Origin of the sequence: Nonomuraea africana (assembly GCF_014873535.1) — a bacterium.
In the GTDB taxonomy this organism is placed as follows: domain Bacteria; phylum Actinomycetota; class Actinomycetes; order Streptosporangiales; family Streptosporangiaceae; genus Nonomuraea; species Nonomuraea africana.
Genome location: NZ_JADBEF010000001.1, coordinates 3,086,398 through 3,107,635, shown reverse-complemented (window position 1 = coordinate 3,107,635; position 21,238 = coordinate 3,086,398). Strand labels below are relative to the sequence as shown.

The 21,238-nt window shown below is 71.3% G+C and carries 18 protein-coding genes, 1 pseudogene and 1 riboswitch; of the genes and pseudogenes, 7 read left to right on the top strand and 12 right to left on the bottom strand.

Features of this window, described 5'->3' with window-relative positions:
* Positions 1 to 28 precede the first annotated feature (28 nt).
* The 8 genes from H4W81_RS14700 to H4W81_RS14665 all read right to left on the bottom strand — a co-directional run bounded on the left by H4W81_RS14700 (position 29) and on the right by H4W81_RS14665 (position 9,446).
* Positions 29 to 769, bottom strand: coding sequence for a glycoside hydrolase family 16 protein (locus H4W81_RS14700; RefSeq protein WP_192775321.1), 741 nt, complete (start codon positions 767 to 769; stop codon positions 29 to 31).
* Positions 766 to 2,118 (bottom strand): hypothetical protein, encoded by a 1,353-nt coding sequence (locus H4W81_RS14695; RefSeq protein ID WP_192775320.1) that lies wholly within the window; start codon positions 2,116 to 2,118, stop codon positions 766 to 768. The genes H4W81_RS14700 and H4W81_RS14695 overlap by 4 nt, the downstream gene beginning before the upstream one ends.
* Before the next feature lie 20 nt (positions 2,119 to 2,138).
* Positions 2,139 to 2,837 carry a hypothetical protein gene (locus H4W81_RS14690; protein WP_192775319.1) on the bottom strand — a complete coding sequence of 233 codons (699 nt, stop codon included), beginning with the start codon at positions 2,835 to 2,837 and terminating at the stop codon, positions 2,139 to 2,141.
* Positions 2,838 to 2,846: 9 nt separating this feature from the next.
* A complete protein-coding gene (locus H4W81_RS14685; protein ID WP_192775318.1) occupies positions 2,847 to 3,836 on the bottom strand; it encodes a MinD/ParA family ATP-binding protein in 990 nt (329 codons plus the stop codon).
* 21 nt (positions 3,837 to 3,857) lie between these two features.
* Complete coding sequence (locus H4W81_RS14680) at positions 3,858 to 5,294, bottom strand: hypothetical protein (RefSeq protein WP_192775317.1); 1,437 nt, start codon at positions 5,292 to 5,294, stop codon at positions 3,858 to 3,860.
* Between the two features lie 14 nt (positions 5,295 to 5,308).
* Complete coding sequence (locus H4W81_RS14675; protein WP_192775316.1) at positions 5,309 to 7,033, bottom strand: hypothetical protein; 1,725 nt, start codon at positions 7,031 to 7,033, stop codon at positions 5,309 to 5,311.
* A 25-nt stretch (positions 7,034 to 7,058) separates the two neighbouring features.
* Entirely contained in the window at positions 7,059 to 8,240 is a 1,182-nt protein-coding gene (locus tag H4W81_RS14670; protein WP_192775315.1) for a DUF8094 domain-containing protein, read from the bottom strand.
* A 243-nt stretch (positions 8,241 to 8,483) separates the two neighbouring features.
* A complete protein-coding gene (locus H4W81_RS14665) occupies positions 8,484 to 9,446 on the bottom strand; it encodes a helix-turn-helix transcriptional regulator (protein WP_192775314.1) in 963 nt (320 codons plus the stop codon).
* A gap of 60 nt (positions 9,447 to 9,506) precedes the next feature.
* On the opposite strand from H4W81_RS14665, the gene H4W81_RS14660 reads away from it, so the two are divergent.
* From H4W81_RS14660 to H4W81_RS14645, 4 genes are all read left to right on the top strand, one after another.
* Positions 9,507 to 10,418, top strand: coding sequence for an epoxide hydrolase family protein (locus tag H4W81_RS14660; protein WP_318781741.1), 912 nt, complete (start codon positions 9,507 to 9,509; stop codon positions 10,416 to 10,418).
* Position 10,419: 1 nt separating this feature from the next.
* Positions 10,420 to 11,544: a winged helix DNA-binding domain-containing protein gene (locus H4W81_RS14655; RefSeq protein ID WP_192775312.1), complete on the top strand. Its 1,125-nt coding sequence runs from the start codon at positions 10,420 to 10,422 to the stop codon at positions 11,542 to 11,544.
* 52 nt (positions 11,545 to 11,596) lie between these two features.
* Positions 11,597 to 11,809 carry a hypothetical protein gene (locus H4W81_RS14650; protein ID WP_192775311.1) on the top strand — a complete coding sequence of 71 codons (213 nt, stop codon included), beginning with the start codon at positions 11,597 to 11,599 and terminating at the stop codon, positions 11,807 to 11,809.
* Between the two features lie 557 nt (positions 11,810 to 12,366).
* A complete protein-coding gene (locus tag H4W81_RS14645) occupies positions 12,367 to 12,804 on the top strand; it encodes a hypothetical protein (RefSeq protein WP_192775310.1) in 438 nt (145 codons plus the stop codon).
* A 289-nt stretch (positions 12,805 to 13,093) separates the two neighbouring features.
* Here the strand turns inward: H4W81_RS14645 and H4W81_RS14640 are convergent.
* Positions 13,094 to 14,394 (bottom strand): annotated as a pseudogene (locus H4W81_RS14640) (IS701 family transposase).
* Between the two features lie 410 nt (positions 14,395 to 14,804).
* Positions 14,805 to 14,948, top strand: a riboswitch (cyclic di-AMP (ydaO/yuaA leader).
* A 12-nt stretch (positions 14,949 to 14,960) separates the two neighbouring features.
* Here H4W81_RS14640 and H4W81_RS14635 point away from each other — a divergent pair.
* Entirely contained in the window at positions 14,961 to 15,878 is a 918-nt protein-coding gene (locus H4W81_RS14635; RefSeq protein ID WP_192775309.1) for a D-alanyl-D-alanine carboxypeptidase family protein, read from the top strand.
* Positions 15,879 to 16,250: 372 nt separating this feature from the next.
* Here the strand turns inward: H4W81_RS14635 and H4W81_RS14630 are convergent, their stop codons facing one another.
* Complete coding sequence (locus H4W81_RS14630) at positions 16,251 to 17,153, bottom strand: hypothetical protein (RefSeq protein ID WP_192775308.1); 903 nt, start codon at positions 17,151 to 17,153, stop codon at positions 16,251 to 16,253.
* A 131-nt stretch (positions 17,154 to 17,284) separates the two neighbouring features.
* Between H4W81_RS14630 and H4W81_RS14625 the strand changes: the two genes are divergently transcribed.
* Positions 17,285 to 17,731, top strand: coding sequence for a tautomerase family protein (locus H4W81_RS14625; protein WP_192775307.1), 447 nt, complete (start codon positions 17,285 to 17,287; stop codon positions 17,729 to 17,731).
* 3 nt (positions 17,732 to 17,734) lie between these two features.
* On the opposite strand, the gene H4W81_RS14620 is transcribed toward H4W81_RS14625, so the two are convergent.
* A complete protein-coding gene (locus H4W81_RS14620; protein WP_192775306.1) occupies positions 17,735 to 19,084 on the bottom strand; it encodes a 6-phospho-beta-glucosidase in 1,350 nt (449 codons plus the stop codon).
* A 45-nt stretch (positions 19,085 to 19,129) separates the two neighbouring features.
* Positions 19,130 to 19,888: a DeoR/GlpR family DNA-binding transcription regulator gene (locus H4W81_RS14615; protein ID WP_192775305.1), complete on the bottom strand. Its 759-nt coding sequence runs from the start codon at positions 19,886 to 19,888 to the stop codon at positions 19,130 to 19,132.
* Between the two features lie 134 nt (positions 19,889 to 20,022).
* Between H4W81_RS14615 and H4W81_RS14610 the strand changes: the two genes are divergently transcribed.
* On the top strand, positions 20,023 to 21,237 hold the full coding sequence (locus tag H4W81_RS14610; RefSeq protein WP_192775304.1) for a PfkB family carbohydrate kinase: 1,215 nt from the start codon (positions 20,023 to 20,025) through the stop codon (positions 21,235 to 21,237).
* Position 21,238 lies beyond the last annotated feature (1 nt).

Here is a 21,238-nt window from a genome sequence, read left to right as displayed (position 1 = left end):
ATTTCCTACCACATGGTAAGTAATCTGATCACGTCAGGGCGTAGATGCGCAGCCAGTCGACCTCCATCCACGCATCGCCCGCGGTTCCCTCGCCGGGGAACCAGTCGAGCTGCAGGCAGGCCGACATCGGCGTGGTGACGGCGGCCGACGATCTGAACCACTCCTGGTCGTCGATGTAGCCGACCACGCCCTCGGGGGAGGTCTCCACCGCGTAGGTGTGCCAGGTGGTCATGTCGAGGGTCGCGTGCGCCTCCTCCCTGCCCTGGGGCGTGTGCATGAAGAAGTTCGGGCGCTGCCGCTCCGGGTCGTTGATCACCTCGAGGAAGTCGATCTCCTCGCCGCCGTTCGGTTTCACGCCGCCGCCGCCACCGGCCGGCCACAGCAGCGCGACCGGGTGGTACGAGCCCGCGCCGGGGTAGAGGCGGATGCGCGTCTCCCACCGCCCGTACTGCTGCGTGTACCTGGCGGCGAGCCCGGCCGTGGTGCCGTCGGCCGTGCCGTACAGGAAGAGGGAGCCGTTACCGAGGAACAGCTGGCCCGGCGAGCGGCGGCCGTTGCCCGCGTGGCCCGGTGAGTCGTAGACGGCCCACTCCTCAGGAACGAGGTAGTCGTCGAACTCCGCGCACCAGACGGGCTGGCCCCACCCGCGCCGGTCGTCGAGTTGCGCGCACGGCGCGGCCCGCGCGACGCCGACGAAGCCGGACGTGCTCCAGCACAGCACCGTCACCAGCCCGACGACCGCGAGGCGAGAACGCGCTCTGGAGATCATGGGGCACCCCCCTCTGCCCTGGCGCAACCGGCCGCGGGCCCGAACACCCAGCACATCGTAGGCACCGGGACGGTCCGCGCGGCGCCCGTTCCCGCCGACTCGCCGACGGCGGTCTGCGACGGGGCGGCCGGGGCAGGGGCGGGGGAGCCGGCCGTGAACGGCTGCGCGGGCGCGGGCGGGACGAAGGCCCACCTGGGCTGCGCCACCGACGGCGAGGTGCCCCAGCACGCGGCGCCGGTCTGGCTGAGGCAGGTGTCCCCGCCGTACGCGGCGACTGGCGCGGCGAGCGCGGGCAGGGGCAGGACGGTCCTGGTGCCGAGGGCGTTGAGCGGATGGAGGGCGAGGGCCCGGGGGGACGGGGCGGGGGCGGCGCGACCGTCCCAGGCGAGTGCGTTGCTCGTGGGGCGGCTGTCGGGGGCGCTCACGGCGGACGGCGGCGCGGAAGGGCGCGGCGCGGTGGGTGGCGCAGCTGACGGGAGCGGCGCGGAGGGGCGCGGCTCGGCGGCGACGACCGCGGACGGCGGGGGCGACGCGGGCAACGGCTCCCGCGCGGGCGCGGACGCCTTGGCGGGCTCCGCCGCCTTGGCGGGTTCGGGCGCCTTGAAGGGCTCGGGTGCCTTGGCGGGTTCGGGGCCGACCGGCGGCAGCTTGACGGTGGGCGTCGGGCGGGCGCTCGGCTGCACCGTGCTCTTGGGGGTCGACGGATTGGCGGGGGTGCTCTTGCCTGTGGGGGCGGGCTTGGCCGATGTGGCGCCGGTGGGGCTGGCCTTGGGAGTGGTCTTGGTCTTGACGCCGGGAATCTTGAGAGGCTTGAGAGCCGGGAGCTCCAGCTTCGGGACGCCCGGGACGGCGGGCTTGTCGCTGGGTTTCTCGCTGGGCTTCGGCTCCTCCGAGGGCGCCGGGTTCGGGTCGGGCTTGGGCGCTCGTCTCGGGGTGGCCGGGGGCTCCTTGCTCGCAGGAGGTGAGGAAGGGGTCGCCGTCGCGGTCGCGGTGGGAGCGGGCTCGCTGGGGGCCGGGCTGGTGGGCGCGGGCTCCTCGGTGGGCGCGGGCTGCGTGGGCGCGGGCTCCTCGGTGGTCGGAGCCGTCGTGGGTGTTGTCGTCGGTTCAGGAGCGGGCTCGGCGGTCGGCTTCTCCGTCGGTTGCGGCTCCTGCGTCGGTTCGGGAGCGGGCTCGGCGGTCGGCTCGGAGCGGGGGGCGGACGGTCCTGAGCCCCCCTCGGGTAAGGAGGGCTCGATGTCGGCATGCGAGATCCACGGCTGGGCGAGCGCGCCACCGCCCACTACGGACACGCATGCCAGCAGCAGGCCTGAGGCGAGGGAGAGGGGCCGGGAGGGACGGCGTGGGGTCATGAGGGGCTGTCTCCTGGACTTCACTCGGCGGGACCGGTGTGCGCGATGGGCCGCCAGCCCGCCGCGGTGAACTGGGGTGTGCCGGGCGCGGCCGCGGGGGGCGCGGCGACCGGGCGGGTGTCAGGGGTGTTGACCCAGTCCCCGCCGCGCAGGGTGGGGTGCCAGGTCATCAGCAGGTTCATGGCGTAGGGGCTGGAGTACAGGGGGCCCGAGTCGCCCTTGGTCGCCGTCACCTGGACGAGAACGGAGACGAGGATCTGGTCCTCCGCGCGCTCCTGCCAGCGGATGCCGATCGTGCTCGATCTCATGGCAGCGCCCGCGGGCAGCGAGCCCTCCTCGGGCAGGCCGAGCGTGCGCCGCCAGCCCCTGGTCGCGCCGACGGCGCCGGCACGGGCCGCCTCCTGCTGCTCCGGCGCCGCGTAGAGCTGCGCGGCGGCCGTCGCCTGGGTCTCGTCGAGCGTCCACGCGGCCTCCAGGGTCGCGGCGGCGGCCGACGCGGCGCCCAGCTCGGTGTGCGGAAAACCGATCGGGAAGCCCGCCTCGCCGTGATGCCCGGCGGGCTCGGCGAGCGTGACGGGCCCCGTGTCCGAGCCGGGGCGCAGGAGCCAGGCGGCGACGGCCACCACGAGCACCGCCACCACCACCGCGGCCACGCGGCGGATCGTGTGGCGGCGCCGTACCGGGCCGAGGTCCCAGCGCAGCGCCGGATCCTCCATCACGGGCGACACCTAGTGGCCCCGATCGGAGCGCAGGCTGAACGCCTGCCCCGCGGCCGCGGCGAGGCGCAGGTACGCGCCCGCGGTGGTGGGCCGCAGCCGCAGCAGGTCCACCTCGGCACCCTCCTTGAGGTGCGGGTCGTACGGCACGCGGATCACGGTCCTGCACCTGGCGCCGAAGTGCTGCTCCAGCAGATCCACGTCGACGTCGCAGCGCTCCTCGACCGCGTTCAGCACCACGATGGCGTTCTTCACCAGGTCGGCGTGCCCGTGCGCGGTGAGCCAGTCGAGCGTGGCCGCGGCCGAGTTCGCGCCGTCCACCGCGACCAGGCTGACCAGCACGATCTGGTCGGCCAGGTCGAGCGTCGCGCCCATGGCGCCGTGCAGCAGACCGGTGCCGCAGTCGGTGATGCAGATCGAGTAGTAACGCTCGATCAGCGCCGCGACCGTACGGTAGTCGTCTGCGTCGAACGCCTCGCTCACGGCGGGGTCGGTGTCGGAGGCGAGCACCTCCAGGCGCGCGGGCGACTGGGAGGTGAAGGCCCGCGCGTCGGCGTACCTGACGATGTGCTCGGCCTCGGCCAGCAGCGTGCGGATAGTGGCGGCGGTCTCCGACTTGACCTTCAGGCCCAGCGTTCCCCTGTCGGGGTTGGCGTCGATGGCGATCACCCTGTCGCCGCGCAACGAGGCGAGCGTGTTGCCGAGCGCGGCGGTGGTGGTGGTCTTGCCGACGCCCCCCTTCAGGCTCATCACCGCGATCCGGTGGTGCCCGCTGGCCACCGGCGTCTGCGCCTGCGCGATCAGCCTGCGCCGCTCCACCTCGGCCGACGACTCGGCGGGGATGTACCTGCGGCCCGACAGCTGCCAGACCAGGCGTCGCCAGCCTGAGGAGGGCTCGGGCCGCCTGTTGGTCAGCAGGCGCTCGGCGGTGAGCGGGATGGACTGGTCGAACTGCTCCGGCGTGGTCGTCGGCTTCTGCAGCCTGGAAGGGGTTTCCGTCATGGCAAAGGTCCTTTCAAGGGGTCAGCAGGTGTTCCAGCGGACTCGGGTGGTGAGCGAGTCGGAGGGACCTTGGACGGTCAGCACGGCCTCTGTCGGGGAGGGGTCACCGCACCAGTGGCGAAAGCGCAGCGCCCGCACCCGGATGACGGCGGGGTCACCGTCGCCCGAGGTGCCCGCCGACGGCGTGACGGCCAGGCCGGGCGCGGTGATCCGCCAGCTCACGGGCTCGCCGGGGAGGTTCAGCGTGATCGTGCCTCTGCCGAAGTCGTCCAGCGTGATCGAGGGCGGCAGCGTCAGCCGTCCGGCGAGGGCGTCGTCGCTCGCCGAGGGGGCGAACGTGGTGCCGGGCGCGGGCTCCGGCGAGGGGCCGAGGACCTGCAGGCCGGTGATCATGCCCGCCGTACCGGCGACCAGCATGATGGCGGCCTTCATCGCGGTACGGCGGGTGCGCGCGCCCGCCGCGGCCAGCGCCTCCGGCAGCCGGGACCTGAGCCTGGGCGGCCTGGGCGGCCTGGGCGGCCGGGGCGGCGGCGACAGGAGGTCGGCGGTCACCTCGACCGTGGGGTCGCCGCGGGGCGCGATGGCCGCCTGGTCGGTGGTGGAGAGCACCTCGCGGGCCCACACCCTGGAGGCCAGCGCGTTGAACAGCGGCGTGTCATGGCCGGGGGTCGGGATGGCGGGCGGACGCACGTCGAGGTCCGTGGCGTCCTGCCCGCCGTCGGGCTCCGCGGGCCCGCCCTGGCGCGGGACCGCGGGCGGCGCGGGGTCCGGTACGGCCGGCAGCAGGCTCAGCACCTGCTCCCTGCGGGCGGCGCTGAGCGGGGCCACCGGCACCTGGTCGATCATCTGCGGGACGGTGTAGTGGATGTTGAACGGCCGGTTGCAGGCCGAACACTCGATCATGTGAGTGAGCAGGTCGGCGCGCGCCGCCGCCGTACCCGCGGGGAAGGCCGCCTCGACCAGCGGGGGCAGCGCCGCACAGGTGGGCCGGCCGCGGGAGAGCGCGTCCAGCCCGCTCACCAGTGTCTCGATGAGGTCCTGCGTCCTGGTGACCAGCCGGTGCGCCTCTCCCTCGGGAAGGCCCAGCACGTGCGACAGGTCGGCCAGCGTCAGCTCGTAGCGGAACAGCAGCAGCAGCGCCTCCACACCCAGCGGGTCGACCACCGACCAGGCCCGCTCCATCAGCTCCGCGTCGGGCAGGCCCGCTCCCGTCCCCGGGTGGTAGCCGTCCCCGCAGTCGGGATCGGCCACGCAGACGCGGCGCAGCTCCGCGATCAGCAGGCCGCGTTCGGAGACGCTCTCCGGCACAGCCCGCCAGTGCGACGCGCCGAGCGCGGCGGCGACGGCGGCGGGCGCGGCGGCCTCGCCCAGCCGGTACGCGGCGTAGTCCATGAGCTGGCCGCCGTGCTCGCGCACCCACGCGGCCGCCCTGTCAGGTCCGAGGATGGCACTTCCCATGTCGTGAAGGGAGCTCATGGCCCCGGGTCCGGCTCGACGACGCCCGGCGAGGTCTCGGCGGAAGGCGCGCCGCCCCTGGTGGGATCGACCACCACGAGTTGCAGGTTCCGGTCGGGCAGGCCGGTGAACTTGGTCCAGTTGCTCACCTCGCCATCGGCCGGTTCGGCGTACAGCCAGCGGATGAACGCGGGCCACATGCAGGAGTCTCGGGGCAGGTTGGCGGGCGACGCGGCGGAGACGCCCATCGCCTGGAGCTGCTGTTTGCTGTAGTCACGGCACTCGGGGGTGCCCGGCGGGGCGATGGTGAGGTCCCACTCGCCGTTGGCGTCGGTGTAGGTCCTGGTCCCGTCGAGGCCGAGCGCCTCTTCGGCGCGCCGCATGAGCTCGGGGTCCTGGAAGATCGGCAGGCTCTGGCCCTCGGCGGTGGCGGGGCGCAGGGTGGTGGACTCGGGGGCGCGCGGGGCCGAGGTGGCGGCGGCGGTGCCGGCCGACCGCGCGGGCCGGTCGGTGGCGGCGGGCCGGAGCGAGGTCGGCATGGACGGCTGCGACGGCGTGGTCCTCGGCTTCGCGGTGACCTTGGTGCCGGCCCTCGTGGAGGACGGCGTGGGCTTGACGGTCGGGCGGGCCGATCGGGAGGTCAGCGGGGTGGGGCGGGCCGTCGGCAGCGCGGTCTGGACGGGATCCTCGCACCCGGGAGCGATCCCGCCGCGGACGGCAGGGCGTAACGCGCTGCCGTCGGGGCCCGTCAGGCACTGCCTGTCGTCGGGCGGCCGGACGGTGGGGTTCCCGCCGGGAGGGCGCGCCGTGGGGACCTGGTCGGGCGGGCTGACGGTCCGGCCGGGCGGGCTCTGGTCAGGCGGGTTCCGGCGAGGTGGGCTCTGGCTGGGCGGGTTCTGGATGGGGGACCGCTGGGCCGGGGGGCTCGCGGTGGGCAGGCTGCTCGTCTGCCTGGCCGGGTCGTGACCGTTCTGCCCCGACCGGCCCTGGTCGGCGGGACGGGGACGCACCGGCTGCATCGGCGGCCCGTTGGGGATGGGCGCCGCGTTGGGCTCGACGGCCCGCAGCGTGCCCTTGGGGAAGGCGGTGGCCGGGGTGTCGGGCTGCTTCCTGTCGCTCTCCGGCTCCTTGCCGGTCTCCGGTTTCCTGTCCCGGTCCGGCTCGCTCTTCTTCGTCGGGGGAGGATCGCTCTTCCTGGGGGCGGGGGAGTCGTCCCGCTCCCTCTCGGGCGGCCGCGGAGCGGGCGGGGGCGGCTCGTTCATCCGCGTGGGCGGCGGCGCCTCGCTCTTCCTGGGCGCGGGATCCGGCCGCTCCGACTTCCTCGGCTCCTGCGGCTTCTCCGAAGGGGTGGACCGCTCAGCCGGGTTGCCCGGCCTGAGCAGCGGCGGCGCGGTCGTCCCCGTGCCGAGCAGGGGGATGGACGCGCACGCCTCACCCGTGGCCGAGACCGCCATCCAGTCGACGGTGGCGGCCAGGCACAGCGGCGGGGTCGCGGCTGCGCCCGACACCGTGCTGCCGCCGTCCGCGCCGGTGAGCGAGCGGGCCGTGAGCGCGCCCGACGACTCCGTGGCCTGGCCGTCCAGTTGGTAGGTCCCCGCGGCCAGCCGCAGGACCTCGGTTCTGGGCTGGGCGGCGCGGTCGTGGAGGACGCTGCCCAGCCCGGCCCCGGCGCCGAACACGCCGATCGTGAGTGCTGTCGTGACGACCGTTGACCTGGAAGGTCTGCGTGGGGATGTCGCCATGGTGCTCCTCTTATCTGATGGTTCGTCAGGTGCCGTGGCTCTCCAGTACGTCTGTCCAGTCACCCATGACCCTGATGGGCTCGGTCGAGCCGATCGGCGGGACGTGCGCCAGGTACATCCGCCCGTAGGTGGCGCTCGCCGTACGGGCGAAGGAGCGGTTGGCGGTGCGGACGGCGGCCGAGCCCTTCAGCGTCACCGTGGTGCCCTGCCGCTGGGCCTCGCGCACCTCGGTGGAGCGGGCCGAGTACCAGACCAGCGCGCCGCCGTCGGTGGTCCTCAGCGCCCGCACCTGGCCGGTCAGGCGGTAGGACAGCTCCAGCTTCCACCCGGCCTTGCGCAGCTGGGCGCGTTCACGCTGCCAGAGCTGTACCGCGGTCGACGTCCACGGCCCATCGGCGAAGCGCTCGTCCTCGGTGGCTCGTTCCAGGCTCCTCAGGTGCGCGAGCGCGATCTGCCTGGGCGTGCCGCGCAGGCCCGAGGTGAACTCGTCGAGGCTCGTGGCGTAGCCGTCGGGGTCGACGGCGATGGCCGGCGGCTCGGGCGCGGGGTCGCGGGTGTCGGCGGTCGAGGCCGCGAGCCGCCATCCCTTGCCGGTCTGCACCATCAGATCGGTCACGCGGGCGACGCCCGGCTCGTGCATGGTGGCCACGAACCACTCGCCCGCCTCCGCCGTACGGCGCGGCACCCACACCTTGGTGCCGGGCCAGATCCCCGCGGGGACCTTGGTGTCCTGCAGCCTGGCGGTCTCGAAGCTCGCCCTGGTCATCTCCAGAGCGAGCCCCTGTTCGAGCTCGGCGACGGCCTTGCCGTCCATGGCGAGTTGGGCCGCCGACAGGTCACGCTGGAAGCGGTCGTGCACCCGCTTCGCCTCCGCGGCCGTGACCGACGGCTTCGCCCCGTCCCCTCGCGACGGGGCGGCCGACGTGCCCGGGCCGACCGGCTGGCCGGTCGACCCGGGCTCCGGCGATCCTCGACCGGATTCCAACGCCGACGCGCTGGCCATGGGTAAGGCCCCGCTCGGCGACGGCTCCCGCGAAGATCGAATCGCGCCGAGCCCGATCCCCACCGCGGCCAGCACGACGAACACGATCCCCGCCCCAATGATCAACCGCCACGGGCCGGCGGACAGCCGTTCGGGCTCCCACTCGTCCTCCGGCGGCTGAGGCTGTGACCTGTGCCTGGCCATCGGGGGTGTGGGAGCGGTCACGGCTGAGTCATCGGGGTGGCCGGGCGGCCAGACCTGCCTATCCGGCAGGTCCGATGGATCATGGGACACAAACCCCGATATTAGACTTACCACCCGCTCTTTCAAGGGTCATAAATGTAGTAATCGAACTTTCCGGATCTTATTAGAACTATATTTCGCAATATCTATAGAGAAGTGCGGAAAAAGTATAACTCGCGGCCTTGACTGGACCCTGACTACGGGTTATGGCGCCGCGCCGACGGGTTATCGGTCCATCGCTTTTATGGCGTTCAGGCAGCGAGCGGCCTGGGCGCGGAAGGCGTCGGCGAGCTCGGGCGGGCCGCTGACGAGGGTGAAACCGGCGTCCACCGAAGTGATCATCCAGACCAGCGCCGACGGGGTGTCGGCACCGACGTGCAGCAGGCAGGTGTGGTCGTCGACGGCCTCGACAGTGCCCATGCCGGGCCAGATCCTCTCGGCGATCGCCTCAGCGGATTCGTGCAGCCTGACGGACGCCTGGAACGGCCACGTCCGTGACGACAGCTGGTGAGACAGATACCGGGCGACGTCGCCCTCCGGCGGCGGTCTCGGCGTGAACCGCGGACCGGTCGGCACGCGCGGCGTCAGCCGGTCCACCCTGAAGGTGCGCCAGTCGTCGCGATCGGTGTCCCAGGCGACGAGGTACCAGTGACGGCCGAAGCTGACCAGGCTGTGCGGCTCGACGGAGCGGGTCGTGCCACCGCCCCGGGGGCTGGTGTAGTCGAAGCGCAGCCGTTCGTGGCGGCGGCAGGCGTCGGCGATCGCCATGAGCGTGTCCGCGTTCACCGCGGGCCCGGGGGCGCCGCCCACCCGGACGGTCGCCAGGTTCAGCGTGTTCACCCGGTGCCGCAGGCGCGACGGCAGGACCTGCTCGAGCTTGGTCAGGGCCCGCAGGGAGGACTCCTCGATCCCGGCGACCGAGCCTGCCGTGGCCGTACGGAGGCCCACGGCCACGGCGACCGCCTCGTCGTCGTCCAGCAGCAGCGGCGGCAGCGACGCGCCGGCCCCGAGACGGTACCCGGCGGCGCCCTGGGTGGCGTGCACGGGGTAGCCGAGCTCGCGCAGCCGCTCCACGTCGCGGCGGACGGTGCGCGTTGCGACGCCCAGGCGATCGGCGAGCTCGGCGCCCGGCCAGTCGCGACGGGTCTGCAGGAGCGACAGCAGCTGGAGAAGCCGTGCGGAGGACATGTGCTCAGACTGCCAGCTGCTTAGGAAAATCTGTCCTAAGCCCTTCGTAGCGTGGTCCGCGTGACGAACCCGCAGCAGGGCATCCGCCCCTTCCGTATCGACATTCCGCAGGCCCAGCTCGACGACCTGCACGCGCGGTTGGCCAACACCCGCTGGCCCGGGGAGTTGCCGGGCGTCGGCTGGAGCAGAGGCGTGCCGCTGGGGTACCTGAAGGACCTCGCCGACTACTGGCGCACCGGCTACGACTGGCGGGCGCACGAGGCGGCGCTCAATGAGCACCCGCAGTACATCACCACGATCGACGGGCAGACCGTCCACTTCCTGCACGTGCGCTCGCCCGAGCCCGGCGCCACGCCGCTGCTGATGCTGCACGGCTGGCCGGGCGGGGTCGTGGACTTCCTCGACGTCATCGGCCCGCTGTCGGATCCCCGGGCGTACGGCGGCGATCCTGCGGGCGCCTTCCACCTGGTCATCCCCTCCCTGCCGGGGTTCGGCCTCTCCACGCCGCTGGCCGGGCCCGGCATGAACGCGGCCAGGATGGCCGGGGTGTTCGTGCGGCTGATGGACGGGCTCACCGACGTCGAGCGGCGGCGCTGGCAGTCGATGCAGGACTTCAACGACGGCTACCTGCAGTGCAACTCCAAGCGGCCGCAGACGGTGACCTACGGACTGCACGACTCACCCGTCGGCCAGCTCGCCTGGATCGTGGAGAAGTTCAAGGAGCTCACCGACCCGGAGGACGGGCTGCCCGAGGACGGCGTCGACCGCGACCGCATCCTGACCGACGTCTCGCTGTACTGGCTGACCGACACGGCCGTGTCGGCGGCGCAGATCTACTACGAGGAGATCTCCGCGAACGCCTGGAGCGCCGACGCGGATTCCGGCTCAGGCTGGAGCGAGAGCACGGAGTCGATGGAGGCGCCGGACCAGCTGGTCGCCGACGTCCGCACGTTCTTCGCGAAGGTGCGCTGAGATGAGCGCCCGCGGGCCGGCCCGGCGGGCCCGAGCCGACGTGCTGCGCCCGCGGGCACTCAACCGCGCGCTGCTGGAACGTCAGTTACTGCTGCGCCGCGCGGACCTGCCGGTGGTGACGGCCGTCGAGCGGGTGCTCGGGCTCAACGCCCAGGACCCGAACCTGCCCTACCTCGCTCTCTGGGCCAGGCTCGACCGATTCGCGATCAAGGACCTGACCGCCGCCATCGAGGACAGGTCGCTGGTGCGCTCGACGATGATGCGGGCCACCCAGCACGTGCTGTCGACACCGGACTTCCGGCTGATCCGCCCGGTGCTGGCGCCCCTGCTGCGCAGGGTGCAGCGCAACGCGTTCGGCCGCCGCACCGCAGACGTCGACCTCGACGAGCTGATCGCGGAGGCGTGGGAGCTGCTCGCCGACGGCCGCGTGCTGACCCGTCCCGAGCTGGGCCGCCGCCTCGCCGAACGATGGCAGGGCGCCGACGCGACCGCCCTCGGCTGGAGCGTGCAGTACCTGCTCCCCCTGGTGCACCCGGCGCCGAGCGGCACATGGAACACCCGCGGCGCCACGCCCTTCGCCCGCGCCGACTGGACCGGCATCCGGGCCAGGGCGACGGCCGAGGACGTGCGCCAGACGCTCCGGCGCTACCTGGCGGCCTTCGGCCCGGCCACCGTGTCCGACGCCCGGGCCTGGTCCGGTGTCAGCGGGCTGCGCGAGGTGTTCGACCAGCTGCGTCCCGAGCTGAGGGTCTACCTCGACGAGTCGGGCAGGGAGCTGTTCGACCTCGAGGATGCGCCGAGGCCGGCACCCGACCTGCCTGCCCCGGTGCGGCTCCTTCCCGAGTTCGACGCGCCCCTGCTGGCCTACGCGGACCGTACCCGGATCATGACCGACGAGATCCGCCGCCAGGTCTGCGTCGGCGCCGGCGTCGCCGCCACCGTCCTCGTCGACGGTACGGTCGCCGCCACGTGGACGGTGTCCCGTACACATGAGGCGGCCACGCTGACCGTGCACCCGCTCCGCCCGCTGTCGCCATCGAACCGCGCAGAGGTGGAGGAGGAAGCAGACCGCCTGCTCGCCTTCACGCACCCGAACACTCCTCGACGCCAGACCCGCTTCGAGTGACCGGCACGAGCCCGTGATCGACAGCAGGGACCTTCGCCGCCCGGGCTGCCCGATGAAGAGGCTGTGGCTGCTGCTCGTCTCCCTGAGCCTCCTCGCCACCCGCGCCGGGCGCGGCGCTGTGCTGGAAAGAGTCCTCACGCCCCAGGTGACCGATGCGCACTGCACCGTGCAAGCGCGGTCGCAGAGCGTCAGAGATCCGCATCGCCGAGAAAGGTACGGCGTGCCGCCCGGACGCCCCGACCCCGACTACGACGACTACCGCTGACCGGGGCCCGGCCGTACGGCCGGACCCGCAGCCTCCCCCTTGAGTCCCTGTGCAGGTAGTGGTTCAACCACCGGCACGAGGACGAACCTGGGCGCGGCCGCTCAAGGGGTGCGGGTCGGAGAGCACTCAGGACCAGGGCGGGGCTGGTGTGCCTTCGCTGCGACGGTGAGGTCGCGTGCCCTCTCTGCTCCGGTGGACGGTCTGGACAGCACGCCAATAAGGGTTCCTGTGGGGCTCAGGCGGAGCGCGGTGGGCGCGGAAACCTGCCTGCCAGGCCGTACGGCGAGGCCCCTCGGAGGCCGGATTCGGAGGTTCCCGCAGTCGAGAACCCTGCCGCCGCGGCGTGTCAAAGGGTCGCGGCAGGTCGGTGCCAAAAGTCGGATTCCTCGGCGTGGGCGGGGTTTGGGCCGCTTGCAAGGATCACGGCAAGCGGGATGAAAGGGACTAGCAAGCAGTGACATCTACAAATGACCCATAGCAAGACAAGCAAGACAGGCAAGGCCAGCAAGACACAGATCAGACACAAGCCGACAAACAGTACACAAGGAGACAGACCAATGATGATCCTCAAGACCGCTCTCACCGCCGCCGCTATCGCCGCCTCCGCTCTCGCAGCCCCGATGACGATGCCGGCCCAGGCTTCCACCGTCGGCACCGCGGCAGTCATCGCCCCGCAGGCCGACACGTCCAGCGTCCTGGACCACAAGAGGAACAACAATAATAACAATAATAACAACAACAACGGTGGCGGCGCGAACAACAACAACAATAACAACAACAACGGTGGCGGCGCGAACAACAACAACAATAACAACAACAACAACGGCGGTGGCGCGAACAACAACAACAATAACAACAACAACAACGGCGGTGGCGCGAACAACAACAACAATAACAACAACAACAACAACGGTGGCGGCGCGAACAACAACAACAATAACAACAACAACAACGGTGGCGGCGCGAACAACAACAACAATAACAACAACAACTAGGACCCCGCACCGGTACCACTTGGTCGCTAGCCAGCAGGACCCTAACGACAATTTCATCCTGACGATTGACTAGCAGAAAGCCCCGCATCCTGACCAGGATGGGGGCTTCCTGCTGTCACCGAGGTCTCCTGCCTGGTGAAACAGGTAATCGTGGCCAGGGCAGGCTCGAATTCAGAGGTGTCGATGTTCGGTGGCGACGTGTGAACGGCCTTCCGCATTCGCTGCCGGCGCTCGGCTCTCCCACCGAGTGGAAGGGCGTCTGCCCGATGTGCACCCGTAACGGCACCGATTAATACTCCAGCCGTAGATCGGGATCTTTGATGCGTTGTCGCTGGTAATGGGATCGGCGGGCTTGGGCCTGATGGCGTCGCCGCCATCGTGACCAGTGCCAGGCATGGGCCTGGTTCGGCGTCGGCCGGGTCAACAGGGCGAACATGCGGCGGATTTCGTTGGCGGAGATTGTGATCAGGTCGGCGGGCGCACTGGTGGGCTGGTCACATAGGGACGCGCGGGTGACAGCCAGGAAGGCCAAGGCGAACATGACCAGGGTGATGTGCCGGTACCAGGCGGGATAGAGCCGGACTTGGTAGTGGTCGAGGCCGGTTTCATTCTTGCCGGTTTGGAAGCATTCTTCGATGCTCCAGCGAGTGCCGGCCACCGCCACCAGCCGGTGCAGAGGCACTGGAGCAGAGGCGTGGCATAGGTAGAAGGCCAGCTCGGATGGCTTGCTGATGGAGCGCCGGATCAACAGGTGATGGACTGGGCTGGTGGTGGCGACCAGCGCCCAGTCATAGCGTCGCTGTCCCTTGGCGCCCGGGCCGCAGGACAGACGCTGCCATCCGGATCGGGGGATCTTCGCGGCCATGACGTCGGCGCGAATGGTGCCCGCGCGGGTGGTGATGTGATGGTCGCGAGCGACGGCCAGGACGTAGTTGAGCTGGCGTTGGCGGCGCAGCGGCCCGTTGTCGCCGTAGGCCTCGTCGGCGGTGATCCAGCCGAACGGCACGCCGTGGGTGATGGCTCGCTCGATCATGGTTTGCAGGAGTTGCGGCTTGGTCGCGAAGGTGATCTCATCGGGCACCTTGGCCGCCGCGCATCGGCTCGGATCGGCGATCCAGGAGTCGCGAGAAAGGTAGAGTTCGCGGTCCACGAGGGCCTGGCCACGAAGGGTGGCGTAGCCGAGGAAGACGCCGATCTGACAGTTGGTGATCTTTTCTGCGGTTCCGGTGTATTGTCGTTGCACCCCGGCTGAGCATGCGCCCTTCTTCTCGAAACCGGTGTCATCACCGACCAGCACCCCATCGGCTTGGCCGAGGCGGTTGACCACGTAGTCGCGTATATCGTCGCGTAGGCCGTCGACGTCCCATTTGGCCTGGTGAACAAGCGTTGCATGCCATCCGGCGTGGCCTCACCGGCGTATTCGGCCAGCGACCAACTGGTCTTGCGCTCCAGCCCGGACAGCAGTCCCTCGATGCATCGACGCGCTCGCAGTCGCGGCTCGCGCCGTTTGAACCGGCCTGCTACCAGCGCGAATGCGTCGTCCAGCCCAGCCTGCAGACGAGCGGGGTCCAGGTGTTCTAATCTGGCCATCGCGACCACCGCATGATCTTCAGTTCCAACACACCTGAATGATCACAGCGGTGGTCGTTCCTCTGCGACGTGCCTACGTACGCACGTTGGCATCACCCGCTGTGCTGCCCGCCCAGCAAGATCCCAATCTGCGGCTGGAGTATTAACCACCCCGGCCAGGTCTAAAACTGCCGGACGCCGAGCCCGTGAGGCGGGGGCTCGGGGGTCACTAGGTCCCCTGTTGCTGTCTCGCCCGGGTAGAGACGGTGCCTATTGGGGCAGGTGTGACGAGGTTTGTCGGGTGTTGTTACTATTTGCGTGTTTTAGACCTTTTCGCTACGTTTGGGGCATCGGGCAGCGAACCGTCGACGCGTTCGTTGCCATTTCATTGCCCGGACCGCGCGTCTCCTGACGGGGCCACCCCGCAGGACGATGCTCGGCCGCCGAATCCGTATCCACGGAACCGGGGACCCACTTCCCCTTGGGGTGAATCGGACGCCAGCCCGGCTGCGTCCGTAGGGCACTTCCCAGCCCGAACCCGTCAGCTAACCCGGTAGGCGGCATGGAAGCTAGGAGCAAAACCCTTCATGCCCACGCATCTCAAGAACTGGCTGGGACGCGCGCTGCTCGGCGTCGCCGTCACCGCAGGCGCCGTGACCGCCGTCGGCCCTGCCGCACAGGCCGCCCCTCAGGCCGGCTCCGTGGTCGCGCCGGACTCCCGTTCCCACGTTGCGTCCGTCGCGGCGGACGCCCCCGCGGTGCTCGGCCGCGCGGCCCACGTGATCGACGCCAAGACGGGCAAGGTCTACTTCAGCAAGAAGGCCGATCTCCGCACCCCCGTGGCCAGCATCACCAAGGTGATGACCGCCTACACCGTGCTGAAGCAGGCCAAACCGACGGACGTGGTCAAGGTCACCGCTGAGGACGTCCGCTACGCGTCGAGGGGCGGCGCCTCGGTGGCGTACCTGCGCGCCGGTGACCGGCTCACCGTGGAGAACCTGCTGTACGCCCTGATGCTGCCCTCCGGCGCGGACGCCGCCCATGCGCTCGCCCGCACGTACGGCCCCGGTGTCGACGGGTTCACGGCGAAGATGAACGCCCATGCCCGCGAGCTTGGCATGAAGGACACGCTGTACGTCAACGCCGACGGGATGCCCGCCAAGGGTGGCGGCTACTCCACCGCGCGTGACCAGGTGCGGCTTGCCCAGGCTGCGCTGGACAACGGGACAATCAGGAAGGTCAGCTCCACCCGGTACCGCTCGGTTCCCAAGACGGCGGAGCACCGCGCCTACTCCTGGCGGAACACGAACCGCCTCCTCGGCACGCCGGGCACCGTCGGCCTGAAGACGGGTTTCACCCGCGCCGCGGGCTACACCCTTGCCTTCGCCGCCGACCGTGACGGCCGCCGGCTGGTCGGGGTGATTCTCGGAGAGACCAGCTCCAGCCGCCGCTTCCAGACCGCTCAGGCGCTCCTCGACTGGGCGGCTGCCAGCAGGCAGGTCTGACCGGACTGAATGAAAGATCATCAGCCGACCGCCCCTGTCGGCTGATGATGGTTCATGCCATGCCGGGCAAGCCGTACCGACCAGCTGTTCGTTTCAGATAAGCAGGTGCGAGGACTGGCCGGCGGTGACAGGATGCCCCGGTGAATCCGATCTCGCGCGCTGCGGGCGAGCTGCTGGATACCGAGCTGTTCGACCCTGTCGACCTGGGGGGCAGCGCGCGCAGCACCGTGCTGCGCTGCCGGACCGCCGCCGGCGACAGCGTGATCGTCAAGTCGGGCTGCTGCTGGGGAAGGTCGCCGGAGAATGGGACGTCGCTCCGCTGCCGGGATATCCCGCCTTCGGAGACCGGGAAACCGGCTGATCGCAAGACCACTAGCGACCGCATGCCGTACACGCGGGGCGGGTGATCCGGTAGTAGGCGATGGAGGCGAAGGCCAGGCCGACGCCCCACAGGACGTAGGAGGGGACCGCCACCCACATGAACGCGGGCTCCTCCAGCGTGCCGTCGATGGTCTCGGCCGTCATCTGGATCAGCCCGGTGCCGAAGTAGGCCAGCAGGGCGCCCGCGACCGCGAATCCAGGCCCGGCGACCAGCCAGCGCGGCACCCTGCGGCCCGCCAGCAGCGGCACCCATCGCGGCCAGATCTTGCCCCATCGGTGCGCCAGCGCGAGAGGGAGCAGCACGCCGGCGAGCAGGAAGCCGAACTCGAAGATCAGCAGCGAGGGGCTGGCGGCGTAGGGCACCGCGACGCCCATGGTCACCTGCGCGACGATCCTGATGAGGCAGCCCGCCACCGCCGCGTAGGCCGCGACGTAGCCCCAGCGCGGCGTCGACTCCAGCCGTGGGACGCCGACACAGCGCACGCAGCCTGCCGTACGGCGGCGCTGCCATGACAGGGCGGTGGCGCCCGCGAGCAGGCCGACGGCCGCGCACCCGGCCCTGCTCAGGAAGGCGGCGGGGTCGCGGGGGATGCCCAGGTCGGGAAGGACGCCGCTGACGACGTCGAGCAGGAGCAGCGCCGCCGCCGACACCAGCGCGACGCTCAGCGCCCATGCGGCGAGCACGAGCGGCAGCAAGCCCCTGGTGGCGCGCAGGCCGGTCACGACGAGCGCGACGCCCGCGCACAGCGCGATCACCACCCACGAGGGGAGCGTCACGTCGTAGCCGAGCACCCAGGCCGGGGCGTTGCCGGCCGCCCAGTAGGCCTGCACGGACCCATAGGCGAGCGCGGCGAGCAGGGCGGCCCACGGAGCCCAGGTCATCCATCGCGTCATGGCGTCATGCTCCCGCGCGGGGGCGTCACGGGCCCTCACCGGGCAGGGGGAGCCATCTCCCCCTGCAGGGGGATTGCCGCGGCCCTAGTGAGTTGAGAATATGAACTCACCGACGATCAAAGGAGTGGGACATGCCTTTCGTGGAACTGTTCGCCCCCCAGGGTGCTCTCGACGGGGACCGCGGCCGACGCGTCAAGGAGCGGCTGGTGGCCGAGGTGATGCTGGCCGAAGGCGCTCCTGACAGCGCGGCCGCGCGGGAGATCTCCTGGCTGGTCCTCAACGAGCCGCAGGCCTGGTTCGTCGGCGGCAAGGAGGTCGGCGACGACGAGCGGCCACGCTTTGTCGTGCGGGTCAGCGTCCCGGCCGGCTCGCTCGACGACGCCAAGCGAGCCGACATGATCCAGCGGATCACCCGCGTCCTGGCCGAGGCGGAGGAGGAGCCGCGGCGGCTCTACGACCGGCCGGTCGCGTGGGTGCACCTGATCGAGATTCCCGACGGCAACTGGGGCGCCATGGGCAGGGTCTTCCGGCTTCCCGACATCATCGAGTTCGCCTCTGACGCGGCGGTCACCGCCTGAGGGTTACGCGGAGCCGGGGAAGACGGCGGCCAGCTCAGGGATGCGGGCGCGGTAGCCGTCGAGCAGCCTGCGCGCCGTGCCGACCGAGTCGACCAGCGGGTGCAGGGCGAACGCCTCGACGGCCATGCGCGCCGACCCCGACAGGGCTGCCTCGATCGCGGTCTGCTCGACCGCCTTGACCTGCTGCGCGAGACCCAGGAAGCGGCCGGGGAGCGGGCGGGTGGCCAGCGGCTGGACTTCCGCGCCGGTCACCACGCACGGGATCTCGACGACCGCCTCCGCAGGCAGGCCGGGGACCGCGCTGCCGTTGCGGACGTTGAGGATCATGGTCGAGGACTCCCCGCGGGCGATGGCCGCCATGAGGGCGAGCGCGATGCCCTCGTACCCCCCGGCCTCCAGGTCGGCGGCGTCGCGCTCGCCGGCGTCGGTGCTGTCACGGGTCTCGGCCATGTACGTCGCGTCGCGTTCCCTGCGTGCCCTGCCCCACGCGGAGAGGGCGTCGTCGGGCCGCTCCCGTACGGTGGCGTAGAACCGGTCCTGCTGCTCGAGCAGGGACTCGCCGCGGGTGTGCCCGGCGCCGAGCGCGGCGACGGACTCGCGGGTGAAGTAGTAGTAGTACAGGTACTCGTTGGGCAGCGCGCCCAGAGTCCGCACCCAGTCGCCGCCGAAGATCCGGGCCTCCTCGACCTGCCGCAGCGCCGCGTCGTCGGCGAGCAGGCCAGGCAGTACGTCGCGGCCCTGGTAGGTGAGCCCGCGCAACCAGCCGAGGTGGTTGAGCCCCACGTAGTCGGGCGACACCAGCGCCGGATCGAGCCCGAGGGCGGCGGCGGCCCGCCTGACCAGCCCGATCGGCGAGTCGCAGATGCCGACCACGCGGTCGCCGAGCACGCCGCGCATGGCCTCGGTGATCATGCCGGCCGGGTTGGTGAAGTTGATGACCCAGGCCCGGGGCGCGAGCGCGGCGACCCGCTCGGCCACGCGCACGGCCACCGGGATGGTGCGCAGGCCGAAGGCGATGCCGCCGGGCCCGGTGGTCTCCTGGCCGAGCAGACCCAGGTCGAGCGCCACCCGCTCATCCGCGGTACGGCCGGCCAGGCCGCCGACGCGGATCGCCGAGAAGACGAAGGCGGCGTCACGCAGCGCGGTGTCCAGGTCGGTGGTGGTCACCACCCTGGGCGGGTCGTCGTGCCCGGCGGCGAGCTGGTCCAGCACGTGCCGGATGGCCGTCAGCCGCTCCTCCGACACGTCGTACAGCACCACCTCCTCCACGCGTGGCTTGGCGGTGTCACGCAGGAGCGCGCCGTACACGAGCGGGACCCGGAAGCCTCCGCCTCCGAGAACGGCCAGTTTCATCCAGACTCCCTCATCTGCGACGCGCTCGCGCGGTGCGGGCGGCGATCACGCGAGCAGCACCTCCGCGCCCGCCGCCGCGCAGTTGCGCAGCGTCGGCTCGTCGGCGCCCTCGTTCGTGACGATCACGTCGATGTCCTCGGGGCCGCACACCCGCAGGGCGCCGGTGCCGGGGAACTTGTGCCGGTCGACCAGCAGCACGACCTGCCCGGCCGCCGCGATCATGGCGCGCTTCAGCGGCACCTCGGCGAGTGTGCTGTCGACGAGCTGGCCGTCCGGCCGCACCCCGCTCGCGCCCAGGAACACGCGGTCGGCGCACACCTGGCTCAGCGCCGCCTCGGTCAGCACCCCGACGAGCGAGTGGTACGTCTTGCGGACCATCCCGCCGAGCAGCAGCAGCTCGACCGCGGGATCGGCGCGGAGCACGTCGAGGACGGCGAGGCTCGAGGTGACCACGGTGACGCGGCGGCCGCGCAGCTGGCGGGCCAGGCGCATCGTCGTCGTGCCGATGTCGAGCAGGACCACGTCGCCGTCGCGCACCATCCCCGCGGCGCGGACGGCCACGGCCTCCTTGTCGTGCTCGCTGAGCGCGGCGACCGCGGCGAAGGGCAGGTCGTCGTCGGCATCGGCGTCGGCCAGGGCGCCTCCGCGCACCCGCCGAAGCGTGCCGTCGCGGTCGAGCACCTCAAGATCTCGTCGAATGGTGGACGGGCTCACGCCGAGCTGTCTGGCGAGGTCGCGAACGCTGGTCGCACCCGAGAGGCGAACCCTGCGCATGATCTCCGCATGCCTGAGGTGCTGAAGCACGGTCGGGATCCTATCAGTCATTTCCGCGCAGAAGCGAGCATGATGCGTCGAATCCTCGCGTGAAGTACTTGATATGCGCGCCCAAACATGCAAGATTGCGCACATCTCGATGCCGTCGAGGAGGACTCATTCCCGTGTCTGCTCAGGCGTACGACCCTCTGGCCGACCAGCGAACCCCGGGGGGGCCGCAGTTCGACGTCTTCTTAGCGGGCACCGTCTTCCTCGACATCGTCTTCACCGGTCTGCCCGCGATGCCCGCCGCGGGCACCGAGATCTGGGCCGAGGGCATGGGTTCGTGCCCTGGTGGCATCGCCAACCTCGCCATCGCGACCAGCCGGCTGGGCCTGCGCACCTCGCTGGCCGCCGCGTTCGGTGACGACGACTACGGCGACTTCTGCTGGCGCACGCTGGCGGAGCAGGAGTCGGTCGACCTGTCGAGGTCACGACGTTTCGAGCACTGGCACTCGCCGGTGACGGTCTCCATGGCCGTCGACCGCGACCGGAGCATGGTGACCCACGGCCATCCCGCGCCCATGTCGGCGTCGGAGATGATCGGCACCCCGCCCCGGTCCAGCGCCGTCATCGTGGCGCTCTCCGCCGAGGAGCCGCTCGGCGTGCCGGGCGCGTCCTCCTGGGCCGAGCGGGCGCACCGCGACGGCGCGCTCATCTTCGCCGACGTGGGCTGGGACCCCTCGGGCGCCTGGTCGCCGACGCTGCTCGACCAGCTGTCGACCTGCCACGCGTTCATGCCGAACGCGGTCGAGGCGATGGCCTACACCGGCACCGACACGCCCCGCGACGCGCTGTACACGATCGCCGACCGGGTTCCCCTCGCGGTGGTAACCGACGGCGCCAACGGCGCCATGGCCATCGACTCCATCACCGGGGAGGAGGCGTACGTCCCCGCCCCGAGGGTCACGGCGCTCGACCCGACCGGCGCGGGGGACGTCTTCGGCGCGGGCATCGTGCTCGGCACCCTCTGCCGCTGGCCGCTGGCCGACCGGCTGGCGTTCGCCGGACTCTGCGCGGCGCTGGCCGTCCAGCAGTTCGGCGGATCGCTGGCCGCGCCGGGATGGGGCGACATCGCCGACTGGTGGCACGAGGCGCGGGCGACGGCCGGTCGCGGCGGCGCCTACGCCGACTCGCTGGCCCGCAGGTACGCCTTCCTCGACCGGCTGGTGCCGACCGTCCCCGTGGGCGCGGTACGGCGGGCCGCCGCCACCATCGCCAGGTACGCCGACCTGGAGACGGCTCCCCATGCCTCCGGAGAGCCTTCGGCCAAGACCGCCGACGATCCCGACGAGCCCGAGGGCCCGGACACGCCTCCCGTGCCTGGCAAGAAGGAGTAAC

Excerpts from the sequence above, each read along its gene's own strand:
- H4W81_RS14700 (WP_192775321.1), bottom strand. The coding sequence starts at position 769 with ATGATCTCCAGAGCGCGTTCTCGCCTCGCGGTCGTCGGGCTGGTGACG.
- H4W81_RS14695 (WP_192775320.1), bottom strand. The coding sequence starts at position 2,118 with ATGACCCCACGCCGTCCCTCCCGGCCCCTCTCCCTCGCCTCAGGCCTG.
- H4W81_RS14685 (WP_192775318.1), bottom strand. The coding sequence starts at position 3,836 with ATGACGGAAACCCCTTCCAGGCTGCAGAAGCCGACGACCACGCCGGAG.
- H4W81_RS14680 (WP_192775317.1), bottom strand. The coding sequence starts at position 5,294 with ATGGGAAGTGCCATCCTCGGACCTGACAGGGCGGCCGCGTGGGTGCGC.
- H4W81_RS14675 (WP_192775316.1), bottom strand. The coding sequence starts at position 7,033 with ATGGCGACATCCCCACGCAGACCTTCCAGGTCAACGGTCGTCACGACA.
- H4W81_RS14665 (WP_192775314.1), bottom strand. The coding sequence starts at position 9,446 with ATGTCCTCCGCACGGCTTCTCCAGCTGCTGTCGCTCCTGCAGACCCGT.
- H4W81_RS14655 (WP_192775312.1), top strand. The coding sequence starts at position 10,420 with ATGAGCGCCCGCGGGCCGGCCCGGCGGGCCCGAGCCGACGTGCTGCGC.
- H4W81_RS14650 (WP_192775311.1), top strand. The coding sequence starts at position 11,597 with ATGAAGAGGCTGTGGCTGCTGCTCGTCTCCCTGAGCCTCCTCGCCACC.
- H4W81_RS14645 (WP_192775310.1), top strand. The coding sequence starts at position 12,367 with ATGATGATCCTCAAGACCGCTCTCACCGCCGCCGCTATCGCCGCCTCC.
- H4W81_RS14635 (WP_192775309.1), top strand. The coding sequence starts at position 14,961 with ATGCCCACGCATCTCAAGAACTGGCTGGGACGCGCGCTGCTCGGCGTC.
- H4W81_RS14630 (WP_192775308.1), bottom strand. The coding sequence starts at position 17,153 with ATGACGCGATGGATGACCTGGGCTCCGTGGGCCGCCCTGCTCGCCGCG.
- H4W81_RS14625 (WP_192775307.1), top strand. The coding sequence starts at position 17,285 with ATGCCTTTCGTGGAACTGTTCGCCCCCCAGGGTGCTCTCGACGGGGAC.
- H4W81_RS14620 (WP_192775306.1), bottom strand. The coding sequence starts at position 19,084 with ATGAAACTGGCCGTTCTCGGAGGCGGAGGCTTCCGGGTCCCGCTCGTG.